A 24048-nucleotide genomic window follows, 5' to 3' on the forward strand; every position below is an offset into this window, starting at 1 on the left:
TTTTACTTTTAGCTGAAACTTTTACATGAACTAAGCGTTAAAAATTGACTCTCATTATCACAACCATATTAGTGTTGCATAATTGGATCATTAAGAGAAACAGACGCATGAAAAAAACACTTTTAGCTAGCGCGTTGGCTCTGAGCCTGGGAATGGCGATGAACCCGCTTATCGCCACTGCAGCAGAAACTGCTTCTTCTTCCAGCCAGCAGCTGCCCAGCCTGGCGCCGATGTTAGAAAAAGTGATGCCTTCAGTAGTGAGTATCAACGTTGAAGGAAGCACAACGGTACGCACACCTCGTTTGCCCCAGCAGTTCCAGCAATTTTTCGGCGGTAACTCGCCTTTCTGTCAGGACGGGTCACCTTTCCAAAGTTCGCCAATGTGTCAGGGCGGCGGGCAAGGGCAAGATCAGGGCGGCGCCGATACCCAGCAGGAAAAATTCCGTGCGCTGGGTTCAGGGGTAGTCATCGATGCGGCTAAAGGCTACGTCGTAACCAATAATCATGTGGTTGATAACGCAACCAAAATTCAGGTCCAGCTCAGCGATGGGCGTAAATATGATGCGAAAGTGATCGGGAAAGATCCGCGCTCCGATATTGCCCTGATCCAGTTAAACGAAGCAAAAAACCTGACGGCAATAAAAATTGCTGACTCTGACGACCTGCGCGTCGGCGACTACACGGTCGCGATCGGTAACCCTTACGGCCTGGGTGAAACGGTAACCTCCGGCATCGTTTCAGCACTGGGACGTAGCGGACTGAACGTTGAAAACTATGAAAACTTCATCCAGACCGATGCAGCCATCAACCGGGGGAATTCCGGCGGCGCGCTGGTGAATCTCAATGGTGAACTGATCGGCATCAATACGGCAATTCTGGCACCGGACGGCGGCAATATCGGTATCGGTTTCGCTATTCCAAGCGATATGGTGAAGAACCTGACGGCTCAGATGGTGGAATATGGCCAGGTTAAACGCGGTGAACTGGGTATTATGGGCACCGAGTTGAACTCCGAACTGGCGAAGGCGATGAAGGTTGATGCCCAGCGCGGTGCTTTTGTCAGCCAGGTGTTGCCAAACTCCTCTGCGGCAAAAGCTGGCATAAAAGCGGGCGACGTAGTGACAACGCTTAACGGTAAAGCGATCTCAAGCTTCGCGGCGCTGCGTGCTCAGGTCGGCTCTCTGCCTGTCGGCAGTAAAATGGTGCTGGGCCTTATTCGTGACGGTAAGCCGGTAACGGTCAGCGTCGAACTGCAACAAAGCGCGCAGGTTAAGGTCGACTCCGGAAACATCTATACGGGAATTGAAGGAGCCGATCTGAGCAATTTCGACGCGCAGAACGTGAAAGGCGTGAAGGTCGACAGCGTGAAAGCGGGCTCAGCGGCTGCGCGTATTGGCCTGAAGAAAGATGACGTGATCCTCGGTGTCAATCAGCAGGCGATCACTAATCTGGGCGAACTGCGTAAAATTCTCGACACCAAACCTTCGGTGCTGGCATTAAATATTAAACGTGGCGACAGCACGATCTACCTGTTGATGCAGTAAGTGTTTGGTGCCGGAGCAGCGCTCCGGCACCGCTTTCCTTTCTCCCGCTTCACTCAATCCTCTTAAGCCCCCTCATTTTTACAGGCTGGATCACGCTTAGTGCACCTGCACAATGCCGGGCTGCCCGCCTGCGGTTATGCTGGCAGAACGATGTTCTTCAGGAGTTTTGGATGTCCAGCTATCATCTTGATGCCCGCCTGGCGCAGGAAATTGTTGCCCGCACCATGCAAATCATCGACAGCAATGTCAACGTGATGGATGCACGCGGCCGGATAATCGGCAGCGGCGACCGGGAGCGGATTGGAGAATTGCACGAAGGAGCGCTGCTGGCGCTCTCTCAGGCACGTGTAGTAGATATTGATGAGGCAGTGGCGAAGCATCTTCACGGTGTGCGGCCTGGCGTCAATCTGCCGATGCGTATTGATGGTGAGATTGTGGGCGTGATTGGGCTGACCGGCGAGCCTGAGTCGCTGCGCCATTATGGCGAGCTGGTTTGCATGACGGCCGAAATGATGCTGGAGCAGGCCCGACTCCTGCACATGCTGGCGCAGGACAGTCGCCTGCGTGAAGAACTGGTATTGAATCTGATCCGCAGCGACACGCTTTCACCGGCGCTTATTGAGTGGGCGCAGCGTTTACGTATCGATCTTAATCAACCGCGCGTGGTTGCTGTGGTTGAGGTTGACAGCGGTCAGCTTGGCGTGGACAGCGCGATGTCAGAACTCCAGCAGCTGCAAACGTTATTAACCACGCCCGAACGCGATAACCTGATTGCCATAGTCTCGCTAACTGAGATGGTGGTACTGAAACCGGCTTTTAATGCGCATGGCCGTTTTGATGCGGAAGATCACCGCAAGCGGGTCGCGCTTTTGCAATCAAGGATGAAAGAAAGCGGTCATTTGCGAATGCGTATTGCGCTGGGTAACTTTTTTACCGGGCCTGGCAGTATTGCCCGTTCTTACCGCACGGCGCATACCACGATGTTGGTCGGTAAGCAGCGTATGCCCGAGCAGCGCAGCTATTTTTATCAGGACTTAGTCTTGCCCGTGCTGTTAGACAGCTTGCGTGGCGGCTGGCAGGCCAACGAGCTTTCAAGACCGCTGGCAAAGCTGAAGACGATGGATAACAACGGACTGCTGCGACGAACGCTGATTGCCTGGTTCAGTAATAACGTTCAGCCTTCTGCAACGGCAAAAGCGCTTTATATTCATCGCAATACGTTGGAATATCGTCTGAATCGCATTTCAGAACTGACGGGGCTGAATCTGAGTAACTTTGATGACAGACTGCTGCTGTATGTTGCTTTACAGCTGGATGATGAGCCGTGAGGAAATAATCGTTAGGGGAGGGGCAGGCTCTCTGAATAAAGGAAAACCGGTTTTATCTCACCATGATTTCACACGTGTAAAACCGGTTTTCTGGCCAGTCAGGCTATTACCGCCCGTTACGGGTCAGCTTTTCGAGATCGGCTTCAATTTCAGAAATCTTGTTCGTCACAACACTTTCCAGATGACGCAGGTCGTCCAGGATTTTACGTTTCAGATCCACTTCCACCCGATCGCGCTGGCAAATCTGATCGAGTTCATCAATGACGTAACGCAGGTTAGGGCTGATCTCCTGAATCTCTTTGTAGCCCTGGTTGACGTTATCAGCGACCACGGTTTTACGCTGGCGAGGATATTTAAATTTCACGCTTTTGGCGAAGAATTCGCCTTTATCTTTGCGGAAATAGATCTTCAGAATATCATTGCTGGCTTCCTGACGCAGGCTGTAGCGGTCGATGTCATCAGGCGTAGCAATACCCAAACCTTTCAAATTCTCGTACATAATTTTGTTTTCCTATGCGGGAGGTTGTCGTTCCGGCTGCGCTTCACAAACACGGCGTGGTGTAGTGCTCACCCTCCTCACGTACTGTGTGTACGCTGTGGTGGCTGCGCGCTGTACGCCTTGTTTTTGCTTTACTCGCTCGTCCCGTACCGTACTCAGCAGAGTATATGTGAAATCTGAAAATCGGGCGGGGAGGCTGTGCGCTGATGGCGCGGATTATCGCCTGATTATTGTGCAATAGCATTACTTATTTCGCGATGTAAAACAGGTTTTTCAGGCGGGAGTGTAAAGAAAAGATGACGGGCCACGTTACGCGGCCCGTTGAACAGCGATGGGACTTAGTCGATGGTGCGCAGCAGTTCGTTGATGCCCACTTTGCCGCGGGTTTTCGCATCCACTTTCTTCACGATAACGGCACAGTACAGGCTGTAGCTGCCGTCTTTAGAAGGCAGGTTGCCGGAAACGACTACGGAGCCAGCCGGTACGCGGCCGTAGTGCACTTCGCCGGTTTCACGGTCGTAAATCTTGGTGCTCTGGCCGATATAAACGCCCATGGAGATAACCGCACCTTCTTCAACGATTACGCCTTCAACGATTTCAGAGCGTGCGCCGATGAAGCAGTTATCTTCAATGATGGTTGGGTTAGCCTGAAGCGGCTCCAGAACGCCACCGATGCCCACGCCGCCGGACAGGTGAACATTTTTACCGATCTGCGCACAGGAACCGACAGTTGCCCAGGTATCTACCATTGAGCCTTCATCAACGTAAGCGCCGATGTTGACGTAAGAAGGCATGAGTACGGTGTTACGTGCGATAAATGCGCCCTGACGAACGGCGGCTGGTGGCACAACGCGGAAGCCTTCTTTCTTAAAGCGCGCATCATCGTAGTCGGCGAATTTCATCGGAACTTTGTCGAAGTAACGGCTTTCAGCTCCGTCAATCACCTGATTGTCATTGATGCGGAAAGAGAGCAGCACGGCTTTTTTCAGCCACTGATGCGTCACCCACTGACCGTCGATTTTTTCAGCAACGCGCAGTGCGCCGCTGTCCAACAGGCCAATAACCTGATTAACCGCTTCACGGGTTACCGTATCGGCGTTAGCAGGGGTGATCTCGGCGCGACGCTCAAAGGCGCTTTCAATAACATTCTGTAATTGTTGCATTAATTCAGATTCCTGTGTCAAATTCTTGTCCGGGACAGCCTTCACCGCTCGTTATACCGCTCAACGAACTGCAACAGGCTACGCCCGGAGGCGTGATAAAAAATTAAATCTGGGTCACACTTTATCGTTTGGATTTAGGGCCTCTGTCAACCGTTGTCGCAACTCTTGACGCAATTGGCGACTTAAAGCGCGGCGATCGTTATCTGCCAGAATAAATAAATCTTCGACCCGTTCGCCAATGGTACTGATTCGTGCGCCATGGAGCGAAACCCCTAAATCGGCAAAAACTTCACCTACCCGAGCCAGCAGACCTGGCTGATCCAGTGCGATCAGTTCCAGATAGGTACGCCTGTCGGTGTGGGCTGGAAGGAATTTTACCTCGGTATCCACGCTGAAATGCTTTAGCCGCGCCGACTGTCGACGCATTCTGGGGGGTTGCCAGCTGGTCTGGCCGATAGCCTGCTCCAGCGCCTGGCGGATCATCTCATGACGATCGCCCGCCAACGGGCTGCCGTCCGGTTCCAGTACGATAAAAGTATCCATTGCCATGCCGTCGCGGCTGGTAAAAATTTGAGCGTCGTGCACGCTGAGATTACGTCTGTCCAGCTCGCCGGCTACGGCTGCAAACAGATACGGCCGATCCGGGCTCCAGATAAAAATCTCTGTGCCGCCGCGAGTCGCCTGAGGGCTGACCAGCACCAGCGGTTTGTTCAGATCGTGCTCCATCAGATGGCGAGCATGCCAGGCCAGCTGGTTGGGGGTGTGGCGCAGGAAATAATCGGCACGGCAGCGTGCCCAGATATTACGCAGCCCCTGTTCATCAATGTTATCCATACGCAGCAGCGCCAGCGCCTGAAGGCGGTGATGGCGCACGCGCTCGCGTAAATCCGGGCTGTTTTCCATACCGCGACGCAGCTGTTTTTCGGTTGCAAAGAAAAGTTCGCGCAGCAGGCTCTGCTTCCAGCTGTTCCACAAGGTTTCGTTAGTGGCACAAATGTCCGCTACCGTCAGACAGACCAGATAGCGCAGCTGGTTTTCATTGTGCATCACTTCCGCGAACTGCTGGATCTCCGTCGGATCCTGAATATCCCGGCGTTGGGCAGTCACCGACATCAGCAGGTGATGGCGCACCAGCCAGGAGACCAATTGTGCTTCACGTGAGTTCAACCCGTGCAGTTCGGCAAATGCCAACACGTCTTCGGCACCCAATATTGAGTGATCGCCGCCACGGCCTTTGGCGATATCATGAAACAGCGCCGCCATCAGCAGCAGCTCGGGCTGCGGCAGGCGCGGCCAGATTTCAACGCACAGAGGATGACGGGGGCGCGTTGTTTCATCGGCAAAACTTTCCAGCTTTTGCAGCACGCGGATGGTGTGCTCATCCACGGTATAGGCGTGGAAAAGGTCAAACTGCATCTGCCCGACGATGTTTCCCCACTGGGGCATATAGGCCCACAATACGCTGTGTCGGTGCATAGGAACCAGCGCACGGCTAACGGCGCCCGGATGACGCAAAATGGCGAGGAACAGCTGGCGGGCTTCAGGAATAGTACAGAGAGGCTGCTTCAGATGACGACGCGCGCGACGCAGCTGGCGCACCGTGGTGGAGTAAATGCCGGTAATGTTCTGCGCGCGTACCATGGTATAAAACATGCGCATGATGGCGACCGGATCGCGGGCAAACAGCGTCTCATCGATTAAGTCGATCAGCGTGCCGCGCAGCTGAAATTCGCAATCGATAGCTCGCGGTTTTTCATCCTCGCCCAGCGCAAGAATTGCCTCTTCAAACAGCTGAAGCAGCATCTGGTTTAGTTCGCCGATCCGCGCGGTAACGCGATAAAAATCCTTCATCATGCGTTCAACCGGCTCGTTGCCTTCGCCCTGATAGTTCAGGCGCTGAGCGACGTTCAGCTGGCGGTCGAACAGCAGGCGGTTATCGTAGCGCGGCAGCGTCAGATGCAGAGCAAAGCGGATGCGCCAGAGGAAGGCCTGGCACTCGTTCAGCTCATTACGTTCTGCTTCGGTTAAAAAGCCGAAACCGAGCATTTCATCCATAGACGTTGCGCCAAAATGGCGTCGCGCAACCCATAACAGCGTATGGATGTCACGCAGGCCACCCGGGCTGCTTTTAATATCCGGTTCGAGGTTATAACTGGTGCCGTGATAACGCTGATGCCGTTCCTGCTGTTCTTCAATCTTGGCGGCAAAAAAACGGTCGGAAGGCCAGAAGCCGTCGCTGAAGACGTTTTTCTGCAATTCAAGAAACAGCGCCACGTCACCAGTCAGCAGGCGGGACTCGATTAAATTGGTGGCCACCGTCAAATCAGATAAACCTTCCAGCAGGCACTCTTCCAGCGTTCTGACGCTGTGGCCCACTTCCAGTTTCAAATCCCACATTAGCGTCAGTAATTCGCTGGTGCGCTGTGCGTCAGCTTCGGAAAGAGGCTGGCGGCTGAGGATCAGGATATCGATATCGGAAAGGGGATGCAGCTCCCCACGGCCATAACCACCGACGGCGACCAGCGCAATATCCAGCTGGTCAGGAAAACCGTAAAAACGCCACAGGCGGCGCAGTAACCGATCGATAAATAGCGTGCGGGTATCAATGAGCCGTTCTACGTCTTCGCCGGCGTCAAAAGCTTCGGCCAGCCGCTGTTGGAAATGCTCCAGGTGCTGCTTGAGCGAATCCCGGGTCAGTTCGGCGTCCTGCCAGTCTGCAGGGGAATCAGCCAGTCCGTCATCGTTAAAGGTTTTGCTCACGGCAATGCTCCTGCATGTTCTCGCCAGTCAATAAGTTCACTGCTGGGACAATAGCCTTACAGGGCGGTTGAAATCAAAAAAAACCGGCATCGATCGGTTTTTCAGACGATGCACAAAGTCAAAGCGGGAGGGGCATGGACCGGTAAGAAAGCGCCACGGGTCATGGACGGCCCGTGTCGAGCTGGCATGGCTGCCGCTTTTTGCGTCTTTCTGAACGGTTCATGCCCCCCGCCAGCAGAGAATTAGCCGCATAAAAAAACCGGCCAGTGCCGGTTTCTCTATGCACCCGAGGGGATTACATCTCGTGCGTCAGCACCGCTTCAATGGTGTCATCTTTACGCAGCGTCATGATCTCACAGCCGTTTTCCGTCACCACAATCGTGTGCTCATATTGCGCGGACAGACTGCGATCTTTGGTTTTCACCGTCCAGCCATCTTTCATGCTGCGAATGCGGTAATCACCGGCGTTAACCATCGGTTCGATAGTGAAAGCCATACCCGCTTGCAGCACCACGCCGCCGTCATCCGCATCGTAATGCAGTACCTGCGGCTCTTCATGGAAGCCTTTACCGATGCCGTGACCGCAATATTCGCGCACCACGGAGAAATCCTGCGCTTCGACGAATTTCTGGATCTCACGACCGATGGTACGCAGACGAATGCCCGGCTTCACCATACGTAAGGCGAGATACAGGCTTTCCTGCGTCACGCGGCACAGACGCTCACCCAGAATGGTTGGCTTGCCGACGATAAACATCGCTGAGGTATCACCGTGATACTCATCCTTAATTACCGTTACGTCGATATTCACAATATCGCCGTCTTTCAGGATGCGGTCATCGCTGGGGATACCGTGGCATACCACTTCGTTAATCGAAATGCAGACGGATTTTGGAAAACCGTGATAGCCCAGGCAGGCGGAAACCGCTTTCTGCGTGTTTACGATGTAATCGTCACACAGGCGATCCAACTCACCAGTGCTGATACCGGGTTTGACATGCTCTGCAATCATTTCGAGCACCTCAGCCGCCAGGCGTCCGGCAACGCGCATTTTTTCGATTTCTTCAGGGGTCTTGATTGTAATTGCCATTAATTTAGTCCGCAGCTGTCGCTATTTTCGACGATAATAAAGGAAGTGCAGCAATGTTATCAGCCCACCTCCATGCTGCCAAATGCAGTTTGTGGCAAGGGGTGAGTAGCGAACAATCATTGGCTTCACAGGGCGCTTTATGGTATAAAGCGCGCCGACGATTCTCTGTGAGCACGTTTACAGGGAAACGCATAAATCTCACTATGTGTAAATAACACACATGTATCGACACATACGCCGGGGTGCCTTTAGCGCTGCTATGCAGCCTGAGAGGTCGGTCGTATGGGATACATGGAGGCTTAACCCCAAATCATTCTATAGAGGTAATCATGGCAACTGTTTCCATGCGCGACATGCTCAAGGCCGGTGTACACTTCGGTCACCAGACCCGTTACTGGAACCCGAAAATGAAGCCATTCATCTTCGGCGCTCGTAACAAAGTTCACATCATCAACCTTGAAAAAACCGTACCAATGTTCAACGAAGCCCTGGCTGAGCTGAGCAAGATCTCTTCCCGTAAAGGTAAGATCCTGTTTGTTGGTACTAAGCGCGCTGCAAGCGAAGCGGTAAAAGAGCACGCTCTGAGCTGCGATCAGTTCTTCGTAAACCATCGCTGGTTGGGTGGCATGCTGACTAACTGGAAAACCGTTCGTCAGTCCATCAAACGTCTGAAAGATCTGGAAACCCAGTCTCAGGACGGTACCTTCGATAAACTGACCAAAAAAGAAGCTCTGATGCGCGATCGTGAGCTGGCCAAGCTGGAAAACAGCCTGGGCGGTATCAAAGACATGGGCGGCCTGCCGGACGCACTGTTTGTTGTTGATGCAGACCACGAACACATCGCTATCAAAGAAGCAAACAACCTGGGTATCCCAGTGTTCGCTATCGTTGATACCAACTCTGATCCAGACGGCGTTGACTACATTATCCCAGGTAATGACGATGCAATCCGTGCTGTAAGCCTGTACCTGACCGCAGTGGCTACCACCGTGCGTGAAGGTCGCTCTCAGGACCTGGCTCAGCAGGCTGAAGAAAGCTTCGCTGAAGCTGAGTAATAAGGTTTGCTCTGCTAAAGAGCCCTTATCAATCAGATGTTAATCTGTAAGGGGCCTGTATTGGCCCCTTTATTTTTTTGACTTCGCTTTGCTGGATACCCAGCGGGGCAGAATGTTTCTCCCGAGACCAGGCATTTGTTGCGAACGCCCTCACGGCGCCGCAGGCAGATGCGAGCTAACCGAGGATTAGAGAATGGCTGATATTACTGCTGCTCTGGTAAAAGAACTGCGCGAGCGCACTGGCGCTGGCATGATGGATTGTAAGAAAGCGCTGACCGAAGCCAACGGCGACATCGAGCTGGCAATCGAGAACATGCGTAAATCTGGCGCGATCAAAGCAGCTAAGAAAGCAGGCAACGTTGCTGCTGACGGCGTGATCAAAACCAAAATCGACGGTAACTACGGCGTGATCCTGGAAGTTAACTGCCAGACCGACTTCGTTGCTAAAGACGGTGGTTTCCAGGCGTTTGCTGACAAAGTGCTGGATGCTGCGGTTGCAGGCAAAATCACTGACGTTGAAGTGCTGAAAGCGCAGTTCGAAGAAGAGCGCGTTGCACTGGTTGCTAAAATCGGTGAGAACATCAACATCCGTCGTGTTGCATCCCTGGAAGGCGATGTGCTGGGCAGCTACCTGCACGGCGCACGTATCGGTGTTCTGATCTCCGCTAAAGCTGCGGACGAAGAGCTGGTTAAGCAGATCGCAATGCACGTTGCAGCCAGCAAGCCAGAATTCGTTAAGCCAGAAGACGTGTCTGCTGACGTGGTTGAGAAAGAATACCAGGTACAGCTGGACATCGCTATGCAGTCTGGTAAGCCAAAAGAAATCGCAGAGAAAATGGTTGAAGGCCGCATGAAGAAATTCACCGGCGAAGTTTCTCTGACTGGTCAGCCTTTCGTTATCGACCCAAGCAAAACTGTGGGTCAGGTTCTGAAAGAGAAGAACGCTGACGTGATCAACTTTATCCGCTTCGAAGTGGGTGAAGGTATTGAGAAAGCTGAGACCGATTTCGCAGCAGAAGTTGCGGCGATGTCCAAGCAGTCTTAATAAGATTGATAAGAACCGCCATCCGGCGGTTCTTTTTTATCTGCGTTATCAGAATGCATTTTCAGTCTCATCCCAATAGTAATTCATCGCAGCAAACGCGATGATAGCAAAGATTTAACTCCTCACATCGACTAGATATCTTCCAGGAAAAAATACCATGGCGACCAATGCAAAACCTGTTTATCAACGTATCCTGCTGAAACTGAGCGGCGAAGCTCTGCAAGGTGCCGAAGGCTTCGGTATCGATGCCAGCGTGCTGGATCGTATGGCTCAGGAAATCAAAGAGCTGGTAGAGTTGGGCATTCAGGTGGGTGTGGTTATCGGTGGGGGTAACCTGTTCCGTGGCGCAAGCCTGCAACAGGCTGGAATGAATCGCGTCGTTGGCGATCATATGGGCATGCTGGCGACCGTGATGAATGGTCTGGCGATGCGTGATGCGCTGCATCGTGCCTATGTTAACGCACGTCTGATGTCAGCCATTCCGCTGAATGGTGTTTGTGATAACTACAGCTGGGCAGAAGCCATTAGCCTGCTGCGTAATAACCGCGTCGTGATTTTCTCCGCCGGTACCGGCAACCCATTCTTCACTACTGACTCTGCGGCTTGCCTGCGCGGCATCGAAATCGAAGCTGACGTCGTGCTGAAAGCCACGAAAGTGGATGGCGTTTACTCCGACGATCCAATGAAAAACCCGGACGCTACGCTGTACGATCAGCTGAGCTACACCGACGTGCTGGATCGTGAGCTGAAAGTGATGGATCTGGCCGCGTTTACGCTGGCTCGTGACCACAAATTGCCAATTCGCGTTTTCAACATGAATAAACCTGGCGCACTGCGCCGCGTGGTCATGGGCGAAAAAGAAGGCACGCTGATTACGCAATAATATCAGTCGACGCGTAAAATAAGGTATATTCTGCCTTTGTGGCGCGTAGCGCGCTACAATCAGTAACGACAACTATTTTGACACGGGCTCTGGCTGCAGAGTCTCGCAGGTTAACCAGAATCCAAGGGTTACAACGTGATTAACGAAATCAGAAAAGATGCTGAAACGCGCATGGAAAAGTGTGTGGAAGCCTTTAAAAACCACATCAGCAAAATTCGTACCGGCCGTGCGTCGCCAGGTATCCTCGACGGCATCATGGTCGATTATTACGGCGCTTCTACGCCGCTGCGTCAGTTGGCAAGCGTCACCGTTGAAGATTCCCGCACGCTGAAAATCAACGTGTTCGACCGCTCAATCAGCGCGGCCGTTGAAAAGGCGATCATGACCTCCGACTTGGGTTTAAACCCAAGTTCAGCAGGCGCTGACATTCGTGTTCCGTTGCCAGCACTGACTGAAGAGCGTCGTAAAGACCTGATCAAAGTGGTGCGCGGTGAAGCAGAGCAGGGTCGCGTGTCCGTGCGTAACGTGCGCCGTGATGCAAACGACAAGGTGAAAGCCTTGCTGAAAGATAAAGAAATCAGCGAAGACGAAGAACGCCGTTCAGCTGATGATATTCAGAAAATGACCGACGTTTTCATCAAGAAAGTTGATGCAGCGCTGGCAGAAAAAGAAGCGGAGCTGATGGACTTCTAAGTTCATTATGCCGCATAAAACGCCGTACAGATCCTCGCTTATTCAGGCGAGCGATCTTACGGCGTTTTGCATTGGTTTTCTTTCTGATGAGCCGTCCGGGCGGTTCCTCAGTCATTACACAGAGCAACCTCATGAAACAATTGACGATCCTTGGTTCGACCGGTTCTATCGGCACCAGCACGCTGGCAGTGGTCAGGGCGAATCCTCATCTGTTTGCCGTTAAGGCGTTGGTCGCCGGGCATAACGTTGAGCTGATGGCCGAGCAGTGCCAGGCTTTCCGTCCTGCTTATGCCGCCATGGCGAATGAGGTTGCAGCAAAAGCGCTGCGGCTGCGTCTGCAAAGCCTGAACGTGGCTACGGAAGTGCTGAGCGGTGAACAGGCGGCCTGCGAACTTGCGGCCCTGGACGACGTGGATCAGGTAATGGCCGCGATTGTCGGTGCAGCAGGGCTGTTGCCCACGCTGGCGGCGATTCGGGCGGGCAAAACCGTTTTGCTGGCCAACAAAGAGTCGCTGGTAACCTGCGGCCAGCTGTTTCTGGAGGCGGTAAGCAACGCCGGTGCCCAGCTTCTTCCGGTCGACAGCGAGCATAACGCCATTTTTCAGAGTTTGCCCGCTTCCCTCCAGCGCCAGTTAGGTTACGCTTCTCTGCAAGATAATGGCATTGATAGCATTATCCTTACGGGATCGGGTGGTCCTTTTCGCGAAACGCCGCTGGCGGATCTGGCGCAGATGACGCCGGACCAGGCCTGTGCGCATCCGAACTGGTCAATGGGTCGTAAGATTTCCGTTGATTCAGCCACCATGATGAATAAAGGTTTGGAATATATCGAAGCCCGCTGGCTGTTTAACGCAACCGATGCCCAGATGGAAGTTATCCTGCATCCGCAGTCGGTAATCCATTCTATGGTCCGCTATCGTGATGGCAGCGTTCTGGCGCAGCTAGGCTCGCCAGATATGCGTACGCCGATTGCTCACGTCATGGCCTGGCCCGATCGTGTGCAGTCGGGCGCCGCGCCACTGGATTTTACCCGGATGGGGGCAATGACGTTCGCCGAGCCGGATTACGCACGCTATCCCTGCCTCAAGCTGGCGATTGATGCCTGCGAAAAAGGGCAGGCGGCGACAACGACGCTGAATGCCGCTAATGAAATTGCCGTGGCCGCGTTTTTGGATAAGCAAATTCGTTTCACCGATATTGCGAGCGTGAACATGGCCGTTCTGGAAAAGCTTTCCGCTACGGAACCGACAAGCGTGGAAGCCGTACTGGAAATCGACCGCCAGGCACGTGAAACCGCGTTAGCCTGCCTGTCACGCTTTAGCGTTGTCCGGTAAATAAGCCGATTAGCCGTCGTCGTTTGTGGGAGAAGGTCGGAGATGGTATAGTCTTCGGCCGCCGCTTCACCATACCGTTGCGATTTGCGGTGTTGCAGGCCGTGTGAAACACGGCTTTTTTACGTCGAGCGGGTAAGGTATTTCAGAAACCGTTGCATTTCTGATTAAAGGAATTATTACGCGTTATGTCGTCCGAAAATCAAATAAAAACCGATGACCTGTCGGGGCTGAATCCCCGCCATGTGGCCATCATTATGGATGGCAATGGTCGCTGGGCCAAAAACCAGGGGAAGCTGCGTATTACCGGCCACCGGGCAGGGGTGAAATCCGTACGTCGCGCGGTGAGTTTTGCCGTAAGCCGTAATCTGGATGCGCTGACTCTCTATGCTTTCAGCAGTGAAAACTGGAACCGTCCGCCGCAGGAAGTGCTGGCGCTGATGGAGCTGTTTGTCTGGGCGCTCGACAGCGAAGTAAAAAGCCTCCACAAGCATAACGTTCGTCTGCGGATCATTGGTGATACAAGCCGTTTTAATTCCCGTCTGCAGGAGCGCATCCGTCGCGCTGAAGAACTTACTCAACAAAATAATGGACTCACCCTGAACATTGCCGCAAATTATGGCGGACGTTGGGATATTATTCATGGTGTCAGGAAAATTGCAGAACAGGTGCAGGAAGGTCTGATTCGACCAGACCAAATCGAGGAAGAAACCCTCGCCCCGCATCTCTGCCTCAATGAACTGGCTCCGGTGGATCTGGTAATAAGGACAGGGGGAGAGCATCGAATCAGTAACTTCTTGCTGTGGCAGGTCGCCTATGCAGAGTTCTTTTTCTCCGATGTTCTCTGGCCTGATTTTGATGAACAAGTTTTTGAAGGTGCACTGAATGCGTTTGCACAACGAGAGCGCCGCTTTGGCGGTGCAGCACCCGGCGGCGCTTAAGCGCTCTGGGGGTAATCCTTGCTGAAGTCTCGCCTGATTACCGCATTTATACTTATCCCGATCGTGATTGCAGCGCTGTTTTTGCTGCCGCCTCCCGGATTTGCCATTGTCACTCTGGCCGTTTGTATGCTGGCGGCCTGGGAATGGGGACAGTTCGCCGGCCTCGCCTCGCGCACTCAACGTGTCTGGCTGGCGGTGCTATGCGGGCTGCTGCTGGCCTTCATGACGTTCACTCTTCCTGCCTATCATCATTCTGTCCATCTGATACAGATTGCCGGCTCGCTTTGGGCCGCTCTGGGCTGGTGGATAGTGGCGCTATTGCTGGTGCTTTTCTATCCCGGCTCCGCTTCTGTGTGGCGATCTTCCCGCGTATTGCGCCTGGCCTTTGGCGTGCTGACCATTGTTCCTTTCTTCTGGGGAATGATTGCACTGCGTCAGTATCATTATGAGGCCGATCGCTACGCAGGTGCATGGTGGCTGCTGTATGTGATGTTTCTGGTGTGGGGAGCGGATTCCGGTGCCTACATGTTTGGTCGTCTTTTCGGTAAGCACAAGCTGGCACCGAAAGTCTCTCCGGGCAAAACCTGGGAAGGCTTTTTCGGCGGCCTGCTGACGTCAGCCCTGATTGCCTGGCTGTTTGGGCTTTGGGCGCCGCTGAGCATCGAACCCGTCACATTACTGACCTGTTCTATTGTTGCCGCGTTGGCCTCCGTGCTGGGCGATCTCACTGAAAGCATGTTTAAGCGTGAAGCGGGCATCAAAGATAGTGGCAACCTCATCCCAGGCCACGGTGGCATTCTGGACCGTATTGACAGCCTGACCGCTGCTGTGCCGGTGTTTGCCTGCCTGCTGTTGCTGGTCTTCAGGACGCTATAAGGGACGCTATGCTGAGCATTCTCTGGAGCCTTGGGGCATTTATCGTTGCGCTGGGCGTACTGATTACCGTCCATGAATTTGGCCACTTTTGGGTGGCCCGTCGTTGCGGTGTCCAGGTTGAGCGTTTTTCTGTCGGCTTCGGTAAGACACTCTGGCGTCGCCGCGATCGCCAGGGAACCGAGTATGTCATCGCGCTAATCCCGCTCGGCGGCTATGTAAAGATGCTCGACGAGCGCGTAGAGAGCGTTCCGCCTGAATTACGTCACCGCTCCTTCAACAATAAAACCGTCTTACAGCGCGCGGCTATTATCAGCGCCGGACCCATCGCAAACTTCCTGTTCGCTATCTTCGCTTACTGGCTGGTGTTTATCATCGGCGTGCCTGGCGTTCGGCCGGTTGTTGGTGAAATAGTGAGCGGTTCGCAGGCGGCAGAGGCGCAAATTGCCCCTGGGATGGAACTTAAAGCCGTTGACGGTATCGAAACGCGTGACTGGGATGCTGTGCGCATGGCGCTGGTATCAAAAATCGGTGACGCAGATGTCACGTTCAGCGTGGCGCCTTTCGGCACCGATCAAGTCAGTGAAAAACGGCTGGATCTGCGTAACTGGCATTTCGAACCCGACAAGCAGGATCCGGTTGCTTCACTGGGCATGCGCCCACGTGGACCGCAGGTTGAAACCGTGTTGGCAGAAGTTCAGGCTAACTCGGCGGCAAGCAAGGCGGGTTTGCAAGCAGGCGACAGGATCGTTAAAGTCGATGGTCAGCCGTTGGACCAGTGGCAGCATTTCGTCACTCTGGTTCGCGATAATCCGGGTAAAGCGCTGGCGGTAGACGTTGAGCGACAGGGCAGTCCGCTCACCGTGACACTGACGCCAGACGTGAAGCCAGGCAGTAAAGCAGAAGGATTTGCCGGGGTGATCCCGCGCATTGTTCCTCTGCCGGATGAATTTAAAACGGTTCGTCAGTTTGGACCGTTTGCGGCAATAGGTGAGGCCAGCGGCAAAACCTGGCAGCTGATGAAGCTGACGGTAAACATGCTGGGCAAACTGATTGTTGGCGAAGTGAAGTTGAACAATCTCAGCGGGCCGATTTCGATCGCCCAGGGTGCTGGGATGTCGGCGGAATATGGCTTGATTTATTATCTGATGTTCCTCGCGTTAATCAGCGTGAACCTCGGAATTATCAATCTGTTCCCCTTGCCGGTATTAGATGGTGGGCATTTGCTGTTTCTGGCGATCGAAAAGATCAAAGGTGGGCCGGTGTCTAAGCGAGTTCAGGACTTCAGTTATCGCATTGGCTCTGTTTTGCTGGTGCTGTTAATGGGGCTTGCACTATTCAATGATTTCTCGCGGTTATAGAGGTTCAGAAATTAGCGAGCTAAGGCCAGACAAGGCGGAAGTTTGCGAGAAAGCGCAGTTTACCAGGGTAAATGAGCATTTTGAGCAAAATTTCAACGCGGGATGGTCGACGCGCAGCAATTTCTCTTCTAGGTGACGAGAACCAGTTAGGAAGAATGCATAACAACGATGGCGATGAAAAAGTTGCTCATAGCGTCGCTGCTGTTTAGCAGCGCCACCGTATACGCGGCAGACGGCTTCGTAGTGAAGGATATTCATTTCGAAGGGCTGCAGCGAGTCGCCGTCGGGGCGGCATTGCTGAGTATGCCTGTCCGCGTGGGAGATACCGTCTCCGATGATGATATCAGTAATACGATCCGTTCTCTCTTTGCGACCGGGAACTTCGAGGATGTTCAGGTCCTGCGCGATGGCAATACGCTGATCGTTCAGGTAAAAGAGCGGCCGACGATTGCCAGCATCACCTTCTCCGGTAACAAAGCGGTGAAGGATGACATGCTGAAGCAAAATCTGGAGGCATCAGGCGTGCGCGTGGGGGAAGCCCTTGACCGCACAACCATCTCATCCATTGAGAAGGGCCTTGAGGATTTCTACTACAGCGTCGGTAAATACAGCGCCAGCGTAAAAGCTGTGGTTACGCCGCTACCGCGTAACCGTGTCGATCTTAAGCTGGTATTCACCGAAGGTGTCTCCGCCAAGATCCAGCAAATCAACGTAGTCGGCAATAAAGCGTTCAGCTCCGACGAACTGATTTCGCGTTTCCAGCTGCGTGATGAAGTGCCATGGTGGAACGTGGTTGGCGATCGTAAATATCAGAAGCAAAAACTGGCGGGCGACCTTGAAACCCTGCGCAGCTTCTATCTCGATCGCGGCTATGCTCGTTTCAACATCGACTCGACGCAGGTTAGCCTGACGCCGGATAAAAAAGGCATCTACATTACTATCAACATCACCGAAGGCGATCAGTACAAGCTGTCGGGTGTGGTGGTTAATGGCAGCATGGCCGGTCACTCCGCTGAAGTCGAAGCGCTGACCAAAATCGAGCCGGGCGAGCTGTATAACGGCGCGAAAGTCACTCGCATGGAAGACGACATCAAGAAGATGCTCGGTCGCTATGGCTATGCCTATCCACGCGTAATGACTCAGCCTGAAATTAACGATGCGGATAAAACCGTGAAGCTGCACGTCAACGTTGATGCGGGTAACCGTTACTACGTGCGTAAAGTGCGCTTCGAAGGTAACGACACCTCTAAAGATTCCGTTCTGCGCCGCGAAATGCGTCAGATGGAAGGCGCATGGCTGGGCAGCGACCTGGTTGAGCAGGGTAAAGAGCGTCTGAACCGTACGGGCTACTTCGAAACCGTTGATACCGATACGCAGCGCGTACCGGGTTCGCCTGACCAGGTGGATGTGGTTTACAAAGTGAAAGAGCGCAACACCGGTACCTTTAACTTCGGCGTAGGTTACGGTACGGAAAGCGGCGTCAGTTTCCAGGTCGGCGTGACTCAGGAAAACTGGCTGGGTACAGGTAATACCGTTGGTATTAGCGGAACGAAAAACGATTACCAGACCTATGCTGAATTCTCCCTGACTGACCCGTACTTTACGGTCGATGGTGTCAGTCTGGGCGGTCGTGTGTTCTATAACGACTTTAAAGCCGATGACGCCGATCTGTCCGACTATACCAACAAAAGTTATGGTGTAGACGGTACGCTTGGCTTCCCGGTGAACGAAGACAACACGCTGCGTGTCGGTCTGGGTTACGTACACAATGACCTGTCCAATATGCAGCCGCAGATTGCGATGTTCCGTTATCTGCAATCGGTAGGCCAGGATCCAAGCACCGCCAAAGATGCTGACTATGCTGCTGATGACTTCACGTTTAACTATGGCTGGACGTATAACACCCTTGACCGCGGGTTCTTCCCAACGTCGGGTAACCGTACCAACCTGAACGGTAAAGTGACGATTCCAGGCTCCGATAACGCCTTCTATAAAGCCACGCTGGATACGCAACAGTATCTGCCGTTAAACCAGGACCGCACCTGGGTGCTGTTGGGTCGCGGTAAAGTAGGCTATGGAGACGGTCTGAATGGCAAAGAGCTGCCGTTCTATGAAAACTTCTACGCCGGTGGCTCCAGCACCGTACGTGGTTTCCGTTCCAACACCATCGGCCCTAAAGCGGCGTATTACAATAATGGCTCAAGCACCTGTTCTACGGGCGTTTATTGTGATTCCAACGATGCGGTTGGCGGTAACGCAATGGCAACGGCAAGCGCTGAGTTGATCACGCCGACGCCGTTCCTGAGCGAGAAATATGCGAACTCTGTGCGTACCTCACTGTTCGTGGATGCCGGTACCGTTTGGGATACCAAATGGGAAAATACGGCCGATACGCGAGCAGCAGGCATTCCGGATTACAGCGAGCCGGGTAATATCCGTATGTCCGCCGGTCTGGCGTTACAGTGGATGTCACCCCTGGGTCCACTGGTGTTCTCCTACGCACAGCCGTTCAAAAAGTATGATGGAGATAAGGCCGAGCAGTTCCAGTTTAACATTGGTAAAACCTGGTAAGCCGGCCTGGCAAGGAAGCATTGGGACAGCGTCATACTGGCGCTTCCCAACGCTTGCGGTTATTTACCGCAAGTCTCGCGCCGTTGACTGGCAGCTTATGGCTGCCTGAACGCGCAACACCTGTGTCAAAGACACAAACGTTGATGGTAAGGAGTTTATAGTGAAAAAGTTGTTGTGTGCCGCAGGCCTCTCTATCGCTCTGGCGGTTTCCGCTGGTGCCCAGGCTGCTGATAAAATTGCAGTGGTGAACGTTTCCAGCATTTTCCAACAGTTACCAGCGCGTGCGACAGTTGCGAAACAGCTTGAAAATGAGTTTAAAGGCCGTGCGACTGAACTGCAGGGTATGGAGCGCGATCTGCAAACTAAAATGCAGCGTCTGCAGCGTGACGGCTCTACCATGAAGGCTAGCGAACGCAGCCGTATGGAAAAAGACGTGATGGCTCAGCGTGAAACCTTCCAGACCAAAGCCCAGGCTTTCGAGCAGGATAACCGCCGTCGTCAGGCTGAAGAACGTAACAAAATCCTGAGCCGTATTCAGGATGCTGTGCAGAAAGTTGCGGATGATGAAGGTTACGACGTCGTTGTCGATGCTAACGCTGTTGCTTATGCCGCTAAATCCAAAGACATCACTGCTGATGTTCTGAAACAGGTTAAATAATCAATGTCTTCAATTCGACTGGCTGATTTAGCCCAGCAGTTGGATGCAGATTTGCACGGAGATGGCGATATCGTCATCTCCGGCATTGCTTCTATGCACTCCGCCCAATCCGGTCAAATCACTTTTCTCTCTAACAGCCGTTACCGTGAGCAGCTCGCAGCCTGTAAGGCTTCAGCCGTGGTGCTGACGGGCGCGGATCTGGACTGCTTCCAGGGCGCCGCTTTGGTAGTGAAAGACCCTTATCTGACCTACGCGCGTATGGCGCAAATTCTTGATACCACGCCGCAACCTGCCAGCAAAATCGCACCCAGTGCGGTAATTGATGCCAGTGCGAAACTGGGTAATAACGTTTCCGTAGGCGCAAACGCCGTTATCGAATCGGACGTTGTCCTGGGCGATAACGTGGTGATTGGCGCTGGTTGCTTCGTGGGTAAACATACCCGTATCGGTGCTGGTTCTCGTTTATGGGCAAACGTCTCTGTATATCACGAAGTACAAATTGGTGAGCAATGCCTGATCCAGTCCGGTACCGTCATTGGTGCAGATGGCTTTGGCTATGCCAACGATCGTGGTAACTGGGTGAAAATCCCGCAGTTGGGCACGGTGATTATCGGCGATCGCGTTGAAATTGGTGCCTGCACCACGATCGATCGCGGCGCGTTGGATAACACTCAGATCGGGAATGGTGTTATCATTGATAACCAGTGCCAGATTGCACATAACGTGGTGATTGGCGACAATACCGCAGTTGCCGGCGGCGTTATCATGGCAGGCAGCCTGAAAATCGGCCGCTACTGCATGATCGGCGGTGCCAGCGTCATTAATGGCCATATGGAAATTTGTGACAAAGTTACGGTGACAGGAATGGGAATGGTCATGAGACCAATCACTCAACCTGGGGTATACTCCTCCGGGATTCCGCTGCAACCCAACAAAACCTGGCGCAAAACGGCCGCACTGGTAATGAATATCGATGAGATGAGCAAGCGCTTAAAAGCCATCGAGCGCAAGGTCGGTACCGATTAAGCGACTTACCAGTACGTTGACCAGCTTTCACTATTCAGCTTGCCTGACGCGAACTTAGCGGGTCTGGCAGGGGGAATATAAAAAGAATGCTAAGCATGGAAAGCCTGGCGCACGGAAACAGATTTGCGGCCTGCGGACGATCGTTGATCTTTGCAGGCCGTGTTATTGATGCCATCAGAATTTTTTAGGACAGGAAGAGTATTTTGACTACTGAAACTCATACTCTGAAAATTGAAGAGATTATTGAACTGCTGCCGCACCGCTATCCGTTTCTGCTGGTCGATCGCGTACTCGAATTTGAAGAACACAAATTTCTGCGTGCAGTGAAGAACGTATCGGTCAACGAACCGTTTTTCCAGGGCCATTTCCCTGGTAAACCGATTTTCCCAGGCGTGCTGATTTTGGAAGCAATGGCACAGGCGACCGGTATTCTGGCGTTTAAAAGCGTAGGGAAACTTGAGCCAGGCGAACTGTACTACTTTGCTGGTATTGATGAAGCCCGCTTCAAACGTCCGGTCGTACCTGGCGATCAAATGATTATGGAAGTCACCTTCGAGAAAACCCGCCGTGGTCTGACCCGCTTTAAAGGCGTGGCAACCGTTGACGGTAAAATTGTCTGCGAAGCAACCATGATGTGTGCCCGCAGCCGGGAGGCGTAATTCGTGATTGATGAAACTGCTGTTATCCACCCCAGTTCCGTGATTGAAGAGGGCGCCGTAATTGGCGCTCGCGTTCATATCGGACCTTTCTGTTTCATTGGCGCTAACGTTGAGATTGGTGAAGGCACCGTCCTCAAATCTCACGTGGTGGTTAATGGTCATACCCGGATTGGTAAAGACAATACCATTTACCAGTTCGCCACCATTGGTGAAGCGAACCAGGATCTGAAGTATGCCGGTGAACCGACTCGCGTTGAAGTTGGCGACCGCAACAGCATCCGTGAAAGCGTGACCATCCACCGTGGCACGTCACAGGCTGACGGACTGACGAAAGTCGGCAGCGATAACTTGCTGATGGTGAACGCTCATATTGCGCATGACTGCGTGATCGGCGACCGCTGTATCCTTGCCAACAACGCCACGTTGGGCGGCCACGTTACGGTGGATGATTTTGCCATTATCGGCGGCATGACAGCAGTTCATCAGTTCTGCATTATCGGCGCGCACGTAATGATTGGCGGCTGCTCCGGTGTTGCGCAGGACGTACCACCGTTTGTCATCGCTCAGGGTAACCACGCGACGCCATTTGGCATCAACCTGGTTGGCCTGCAGCGTCGCGGCTTCAGCAAAGAAGCGCTGCATGCAATTCGTAACGCTTATAAAGTGCTCTACCGCAGCGGTAAAACGCTGGACGAAGCGAAGCCGGAAATTGCCGACATTGCGCGTGAGCATCCTGAAGTCCAGCCGTTCTTCGATTTCTTTGCCCGCTCGACGCGGGGTTTGATTCGTTAACTCATGCCGCAGCCATTAACGATAGCCCTGGTCGCCGGAGAAACCTCCGGCGATATTCTTGGTGCCGGTCTTATTCGTGCGCTCAGGGAAAAGCATCCCGACACGCGTTTTGTTGGCGTCGCGGGACCGCTGATGCAGGCAGAAGGCTGCGAAGCCTGGTATGAGATGGAAGAGCTGGCGGTCATGGGCGTGGTGGAAGTGTTGGAGCGTCTGCCGCGCCTGTTAAAAATCCGTCGCGATTTGACACGTCGGTTCAGCGAGCTGAAGCCGGATGTGTTTGTCGGCATCGATGCCCCCGATTTCAATATTACCCTTGAGGGAAGACTGAAGCAGCGTGGTATCCGTACCATTCACTATGTCAGTCCTTCCGTCTGGGCGTGGCGCCAGAAGCGCGTATTCAAAATTGGTCGTGCTACCGATCTGGTGCTGGCATTCCTGCCGTTTGAAAAAGCGTTTTACGATCGTTTTAACGTTCCCTGTCGCTTTATCGGCCATACCATGGCGGACAGCATGCCCATTGAGCCCGACAAGCGTGCCGCGCGTCAGGAGCTGGGTATCGCCGACGGCATTCCGTGCCTGGCGTTATTGCCCGGCAGCCGCAGTGCGGAAGTGGAAATGCTGAGCGGTGATTTTCTGCGAACGGCAGCGCTGTTGCGGACAAAGTGGCCCGATCTTGAGATCGTCGTGCCGCTGGTTAATCCACGTCGTCGTGAGCAGTTCGAGAAGATTAAAGCGGAAGTCGCGCCTGATTTGCCGATGCACCTGCTGGATGGCAAAGGCCGCGCCGCGATGATTGCCAGCGATGCAGCGCTGCTGGCCTCAGGCACGGCAGCGCTGGAGTGTATGCTGGCAAAATGCCCGATGGTGGTCGGCTATCGCATGAAGCCGTTTACTTTCTGGCTGGCGAAGCGGCTGGTGAAAACCGATTACGTTTCGCTACCGAATTTGCTGGCCGGCCGCGAACTGGTTAAAGAGCTGTTGCAGGATGAGTGTCAGCCGGCGTTACTGGCGGCGGCGCTGGAACCTTTGCTGGCGCAAGGGGAACCCCGCGATCGGCTGCTGGCGACCTTCACTGAATTACATCATCAAATCCGCTGGAACGCGGATGAGCAGGCCGCTGTCGCCGTACTGGAGTTGTGTGAATGAGTTTTATCTATCCTCAGGCTACCCTTATAGCAGGCGTGGACGAAGTGGGTCGCGGCCCGCTGGTGGGTGCCGTAGTGACTGCTGCGGTGATCCTCGATCCGGCAAGGCCGATTATCGGGCTGGCAGACTCTAAAAAATTGTCAGAAAAGCGCCGCCTGGCGTTATTTGATGAAATCAAAGAGAAAGCCCTGAGCTGGAGCCTGGGGCGTGCCGAGCCGGAAGAGATCGATCGGCTAAACATCCTGCATGCCACCATGCTGGCAATGCAGCGTGCGGTGGCCGGCCTGGCGCTTACGCCCGACTTCGTATTAATTGATGGTAATCGCTGTCCGGCTCTGCCAATGCCTTCACAGGCGGTAGTTAAAGGCGATAGCCTGGTAGCTGAGATCAGCGCCGCCTCAATTATTGCGAAAGTGACACGCGATCGCGAAATGGCCGAGCTGGATCTGTTGTTCCCGGAGTACGGTTTCGCGCAGCATAAAGGTTATCCAACCGCGCTGCATATGGAGAAGCTGGCGAAGCATGGTGCGACGGTGCATCATCGCCGCAGCTTTGCGCCCGTACGCAATGCGCTACTGGATGCTGACGTCATCGCGGCGGCAGCAACCCAACCTTAGTTTTTATCCTTCA

General features: G+C 53.5%; 21 protein-coding genes. 17 read left to right on the forward strand and 4 right to left on the reverse strand.

Annotated features, from left to right (window positions below; translation table 11 throughout):
• Window positions 1-107: 107 nt before the first annotated feature.
• Both degP and EHV07_RS04160 read left to right on the forward strand, forming a co-directional pair.
• Window positions 108-1544, forward strand: coding sequence for a serine endoprotease DegP (degP, locus tag EHV07_RS04155; RefSeq protein ID WP_147195381.1), 1437 nt, complete (start codon window positions 108-110; stop codon window positions 1542-1544).
• 170 nt (window positions 1545-1714) lie between these two features.
• Window positions 1715-2872 (forward strand): CdaR family transcriptional regulator, encoded by a 1158-nt coding sequence (locus tag EHV07_RS04160; RefSeq protein WP_147195383.1) that lies wholly within the window; start codon window positions 1715-1717, stop codon window positions 2870-2872.
• 106 nt (window positions 2873-2978) lie between these two features.
• Here the strand turns inward: EHV07_RS04160 and EHV07_RS04165 are convergent, their stop codons facing one another.
• The 4 genes from EHV07_RS04165 to map form a co-directional block, all read right to left on the reverse strand.
• Window positions 2979-3371 (reverse strand): DUF3461 family protein, encoded by a 393-nt coding sequence (locus EHV07_RS04165; RefSeq protein ID WP_147195384.1) that lies wholly within the window; start codon window positions 3369-3371, stop codon window positions 2979-2981.
• 338 nt (window positions 3372-3709) lie between these two features.
• The gene (gene dapD, locus EHV07_RS04170) at window positions 3710-4534 is read right to left on the reverse strand and encodes a 2,3,4,5-tetrahydropyridine-2,6-dicarboxylate N-succinyltransferase (RefSeq protein ID WP_147195386.1); all 825 of its coding nucleotides are present in this window, start codon (window positions 4532-4534) and stop codon (window positions 3710-3712) included.
• 114 nt (window positions 4535-4648) lie between these two features.
• A complete protein-coding gene (glnD, locus tag EHV07_RS04175) occupies window positions 4649-7294 on the reverse strand; it encodes a bifunctional uridylyltransferase/uridylyl-removing protein GlnD (RefSeq protein WP_371419662.1) in 2646 nt (881 codons plus the stop codon).
• A gap of 295 nt (window positions 7295-7589) precedes the next feature.
• Complete coding sequence (gene map, locus EHV07_RS04180; RefSeq protein WP_147195390.1) at window positions 7590-8384, reverse strand: type I methionyl aminopeptidase; 795 nt, start codon at window positions 8382-8384, stop codon at window positions 7590-7592.
• Between the two features lie 329 nt (window positions 8385-8713).
• Here map and rpsB point away from each other — a divergent pair, with 329 nt between their 5' ends.
• From rpsB to rnhB, 15 genes are all read left to right on the forward strand, one after another.
• Window positions 8714-9439 carry a 30S ribosomal protein S2 gene (gene rpsB / locus EHV07_RS04185; RefSeq protein ID WP_147195392.1) on the forward strand — a complete coding sequence of 242 codons (726 nt, stop codon included), beginning with the start codon at window positions 8714-8716 and terminating at the stop codon, window positions 9437-9439.
• A gap of 193 nt (window positions 9440-9632) precedes the next feature.
• Window positions 9633-10484 carry a translation elongation factor Ts gene (gene tsf, locus EHV07_RS04190; protein WP_147195394.1) on the forward strand — a complete coding sequence of 284 codons (852 nt, stop codon included), beginning with the start codon at window positions 9633-9635 and terminating at the stop codon, window positions 10482-10484.
• A 157-nt stretch (window positions 10485-10641) separates the two neighbouring features.
• Window positions 10642-11367 carry a UMP kinase gene (gene pyrH / locus EHV07_RS04195; protein ID WP_147195398.1) on the forward strand — a complete coding sequence of 242 codons (726 nt, stop codon included), beginning with the start codon at window positions 10642-10644 and terminating at the stop codon, window positions 11365-11367.
• A 135-nt stretch (window positions 11368-11502) separates the two neighbouring features.
• Window positions 11503-12060, forward strand: coding sequence for a ribosome recycling factor (gene frr, locus EHV07_RS04200; RefSeq protein ID WP_147195400.1), 558 nt, complete (start codon window positions 11503-11505; stop codon window positions 12058-12060).
• Window positions 12061-12191: 131 nt separating this feature from the next.
• A complete protein-coding gene (gene ispC, locus EHV07_RS04205; RefSeq protein WP_147195402.1) occupies window positions 12192-13394 on the forward strand; it encodes a 1-deoxy-D-xylulose-5-phosphate reductoisomerase in 1203 nt (400 codons plus the stop codon).
• A gap of 185 nt (window positions 13395-13579) precedes the next feature.
• A complete protein-coding gene (gene ispU / locus EHV07_RS04210; RefSeq protein WP_147195404.1) occupies window positions 13580-14332 on the forward strand; it encodes a (2E,6E)-farnesyl-diphosphate-specific ditrans,polycis-undecaprenyl-diphosphate synthase in 753 nt (250 codons plus the stop codon).
• 18 nt (window positions 14333-14350) lie between these two features.
• Window positions 14351-15208 carry a phosphatidate cytidylyltransferase gene (gene cdsA / locus EHV07_RS04215; protein WP_147195407.1) on the forward strand — a complete coding sequence of 286 codons (858 nt, stop codon included), beginning with the start codon at window positions 14351-14353 and terminating at the stop codon, window positions 15206-15208.
• A gap of 8 nt (window positions 15209-15216) precedes the next feature.
• Window positions 15217-16566, forward strand: coding sequence for a sigma E protease regulator RseP (gene rseP, locus EHV07_RS04220; RefSeq protein ID WP_147195409.1), 1350 nt, complete (start codon window positions 15217-15219; stop codon window positions 16564-16566).
• 168 nt (window positions 16567-16734) lie between these two features.
• On the forward strand, window positions 16735-19137 hold the full coding sequence (gene bamA, locus EHV07_RS04225) for an outer membrane protein assembly factor BamA (RefSeq protein ID WP_147195411.1): 2403 nt from the start codon (window positions 16735-16737) through the stop codon (window positions 19135-19137).
• A gap of 160 nt (window positions 19138-19297) precedes the next feature.
• Window positions 19298-19795, forward strand: coding sequence for a molecular chaperone Skp (skp, locus tag EHV07_RS04230; protein ID WP_147195414.1), 498 nt, complete (start codon window positions 19298-19300; stop codon window positions 19793-19795).
• 3 nt (window positions 19796-19798) lie between these two features.
• On the forward strand, window positions 19799-20821 hold the full coding sequence (lpxD, locus tag EHV07_RS04235) for a UDP-3-O-(3-hydroxymyristoyl)glucosamine N-acyltransferase (protein ID WP_147195416.1): 1023 nt from the start codon (window positions 19799-19801) through the stop codon (window positions 20819-20821).
• A 203-nt stretch (window positions 20822-21024) separates the two neighbouring features.
• Window positions 21025-21480, forward strand: coding sequence for a 3-hydroxyacyl-ACP dehydratase FabZ (gene fabZ, locus EHV07_RS04240; RefSeq protein ID WP_024965665.1), 456 nt, complete (start codon window positions 21025-21027; stop codon window positions 21478-21480).
• A 3-nt stretch (window positions 21481-21483) separates the two neighbouring features.
• Window positions 21484-22272: an acyl-ACP--UDP-N-acetylglucosamine O-acyltransferase gene (lpxA, locus tag EHV07_RS04245; RefSeq protein WP_147195418.1), complete on the forward strand. Its 789-nt coding sequence runs from the start codon at window positions 21484-21486 to the stop codon at window positions 22270-22272.
• A 3-nt stretch (window positions 22273-22275) separates the two neighbouring features.
• Window positions 22276-23418, forward strand: a complete 1143-nt coding sequence (lpxB, locus tag EHV07_RS04250) for a lipid-A-disaccharide synthase (RefSeq protein WP_147195420.1) — start codon at window positions 22276-22278, stop codon at window positions 23416-23418.
• Window positions 23415-24035, forward strand: a complete 621-nt coding sequence (rnhB, locus tag EHV07_RS04255; protein ID WP_147195422.1) for a ribonuclease HII — start codon at window positions 23415-23417, stop codon at window positions 24033-24035. Before lpxB ends, rnhB begins: the two co-directional genes overlap by 4 nt.
• Window positions 24036-24048 lie beyond the last annotated feature (13 nt).

Origin of the sequence: Pantoea sp. CCBC3-3-1, assembly GCF_007981265.1 — a bacterium.
GTDB lineage: Bacteria > Pseudomonadota > Gammaproteobacteria > Enterobacterales > Enterobacteriaceae > Erwinia.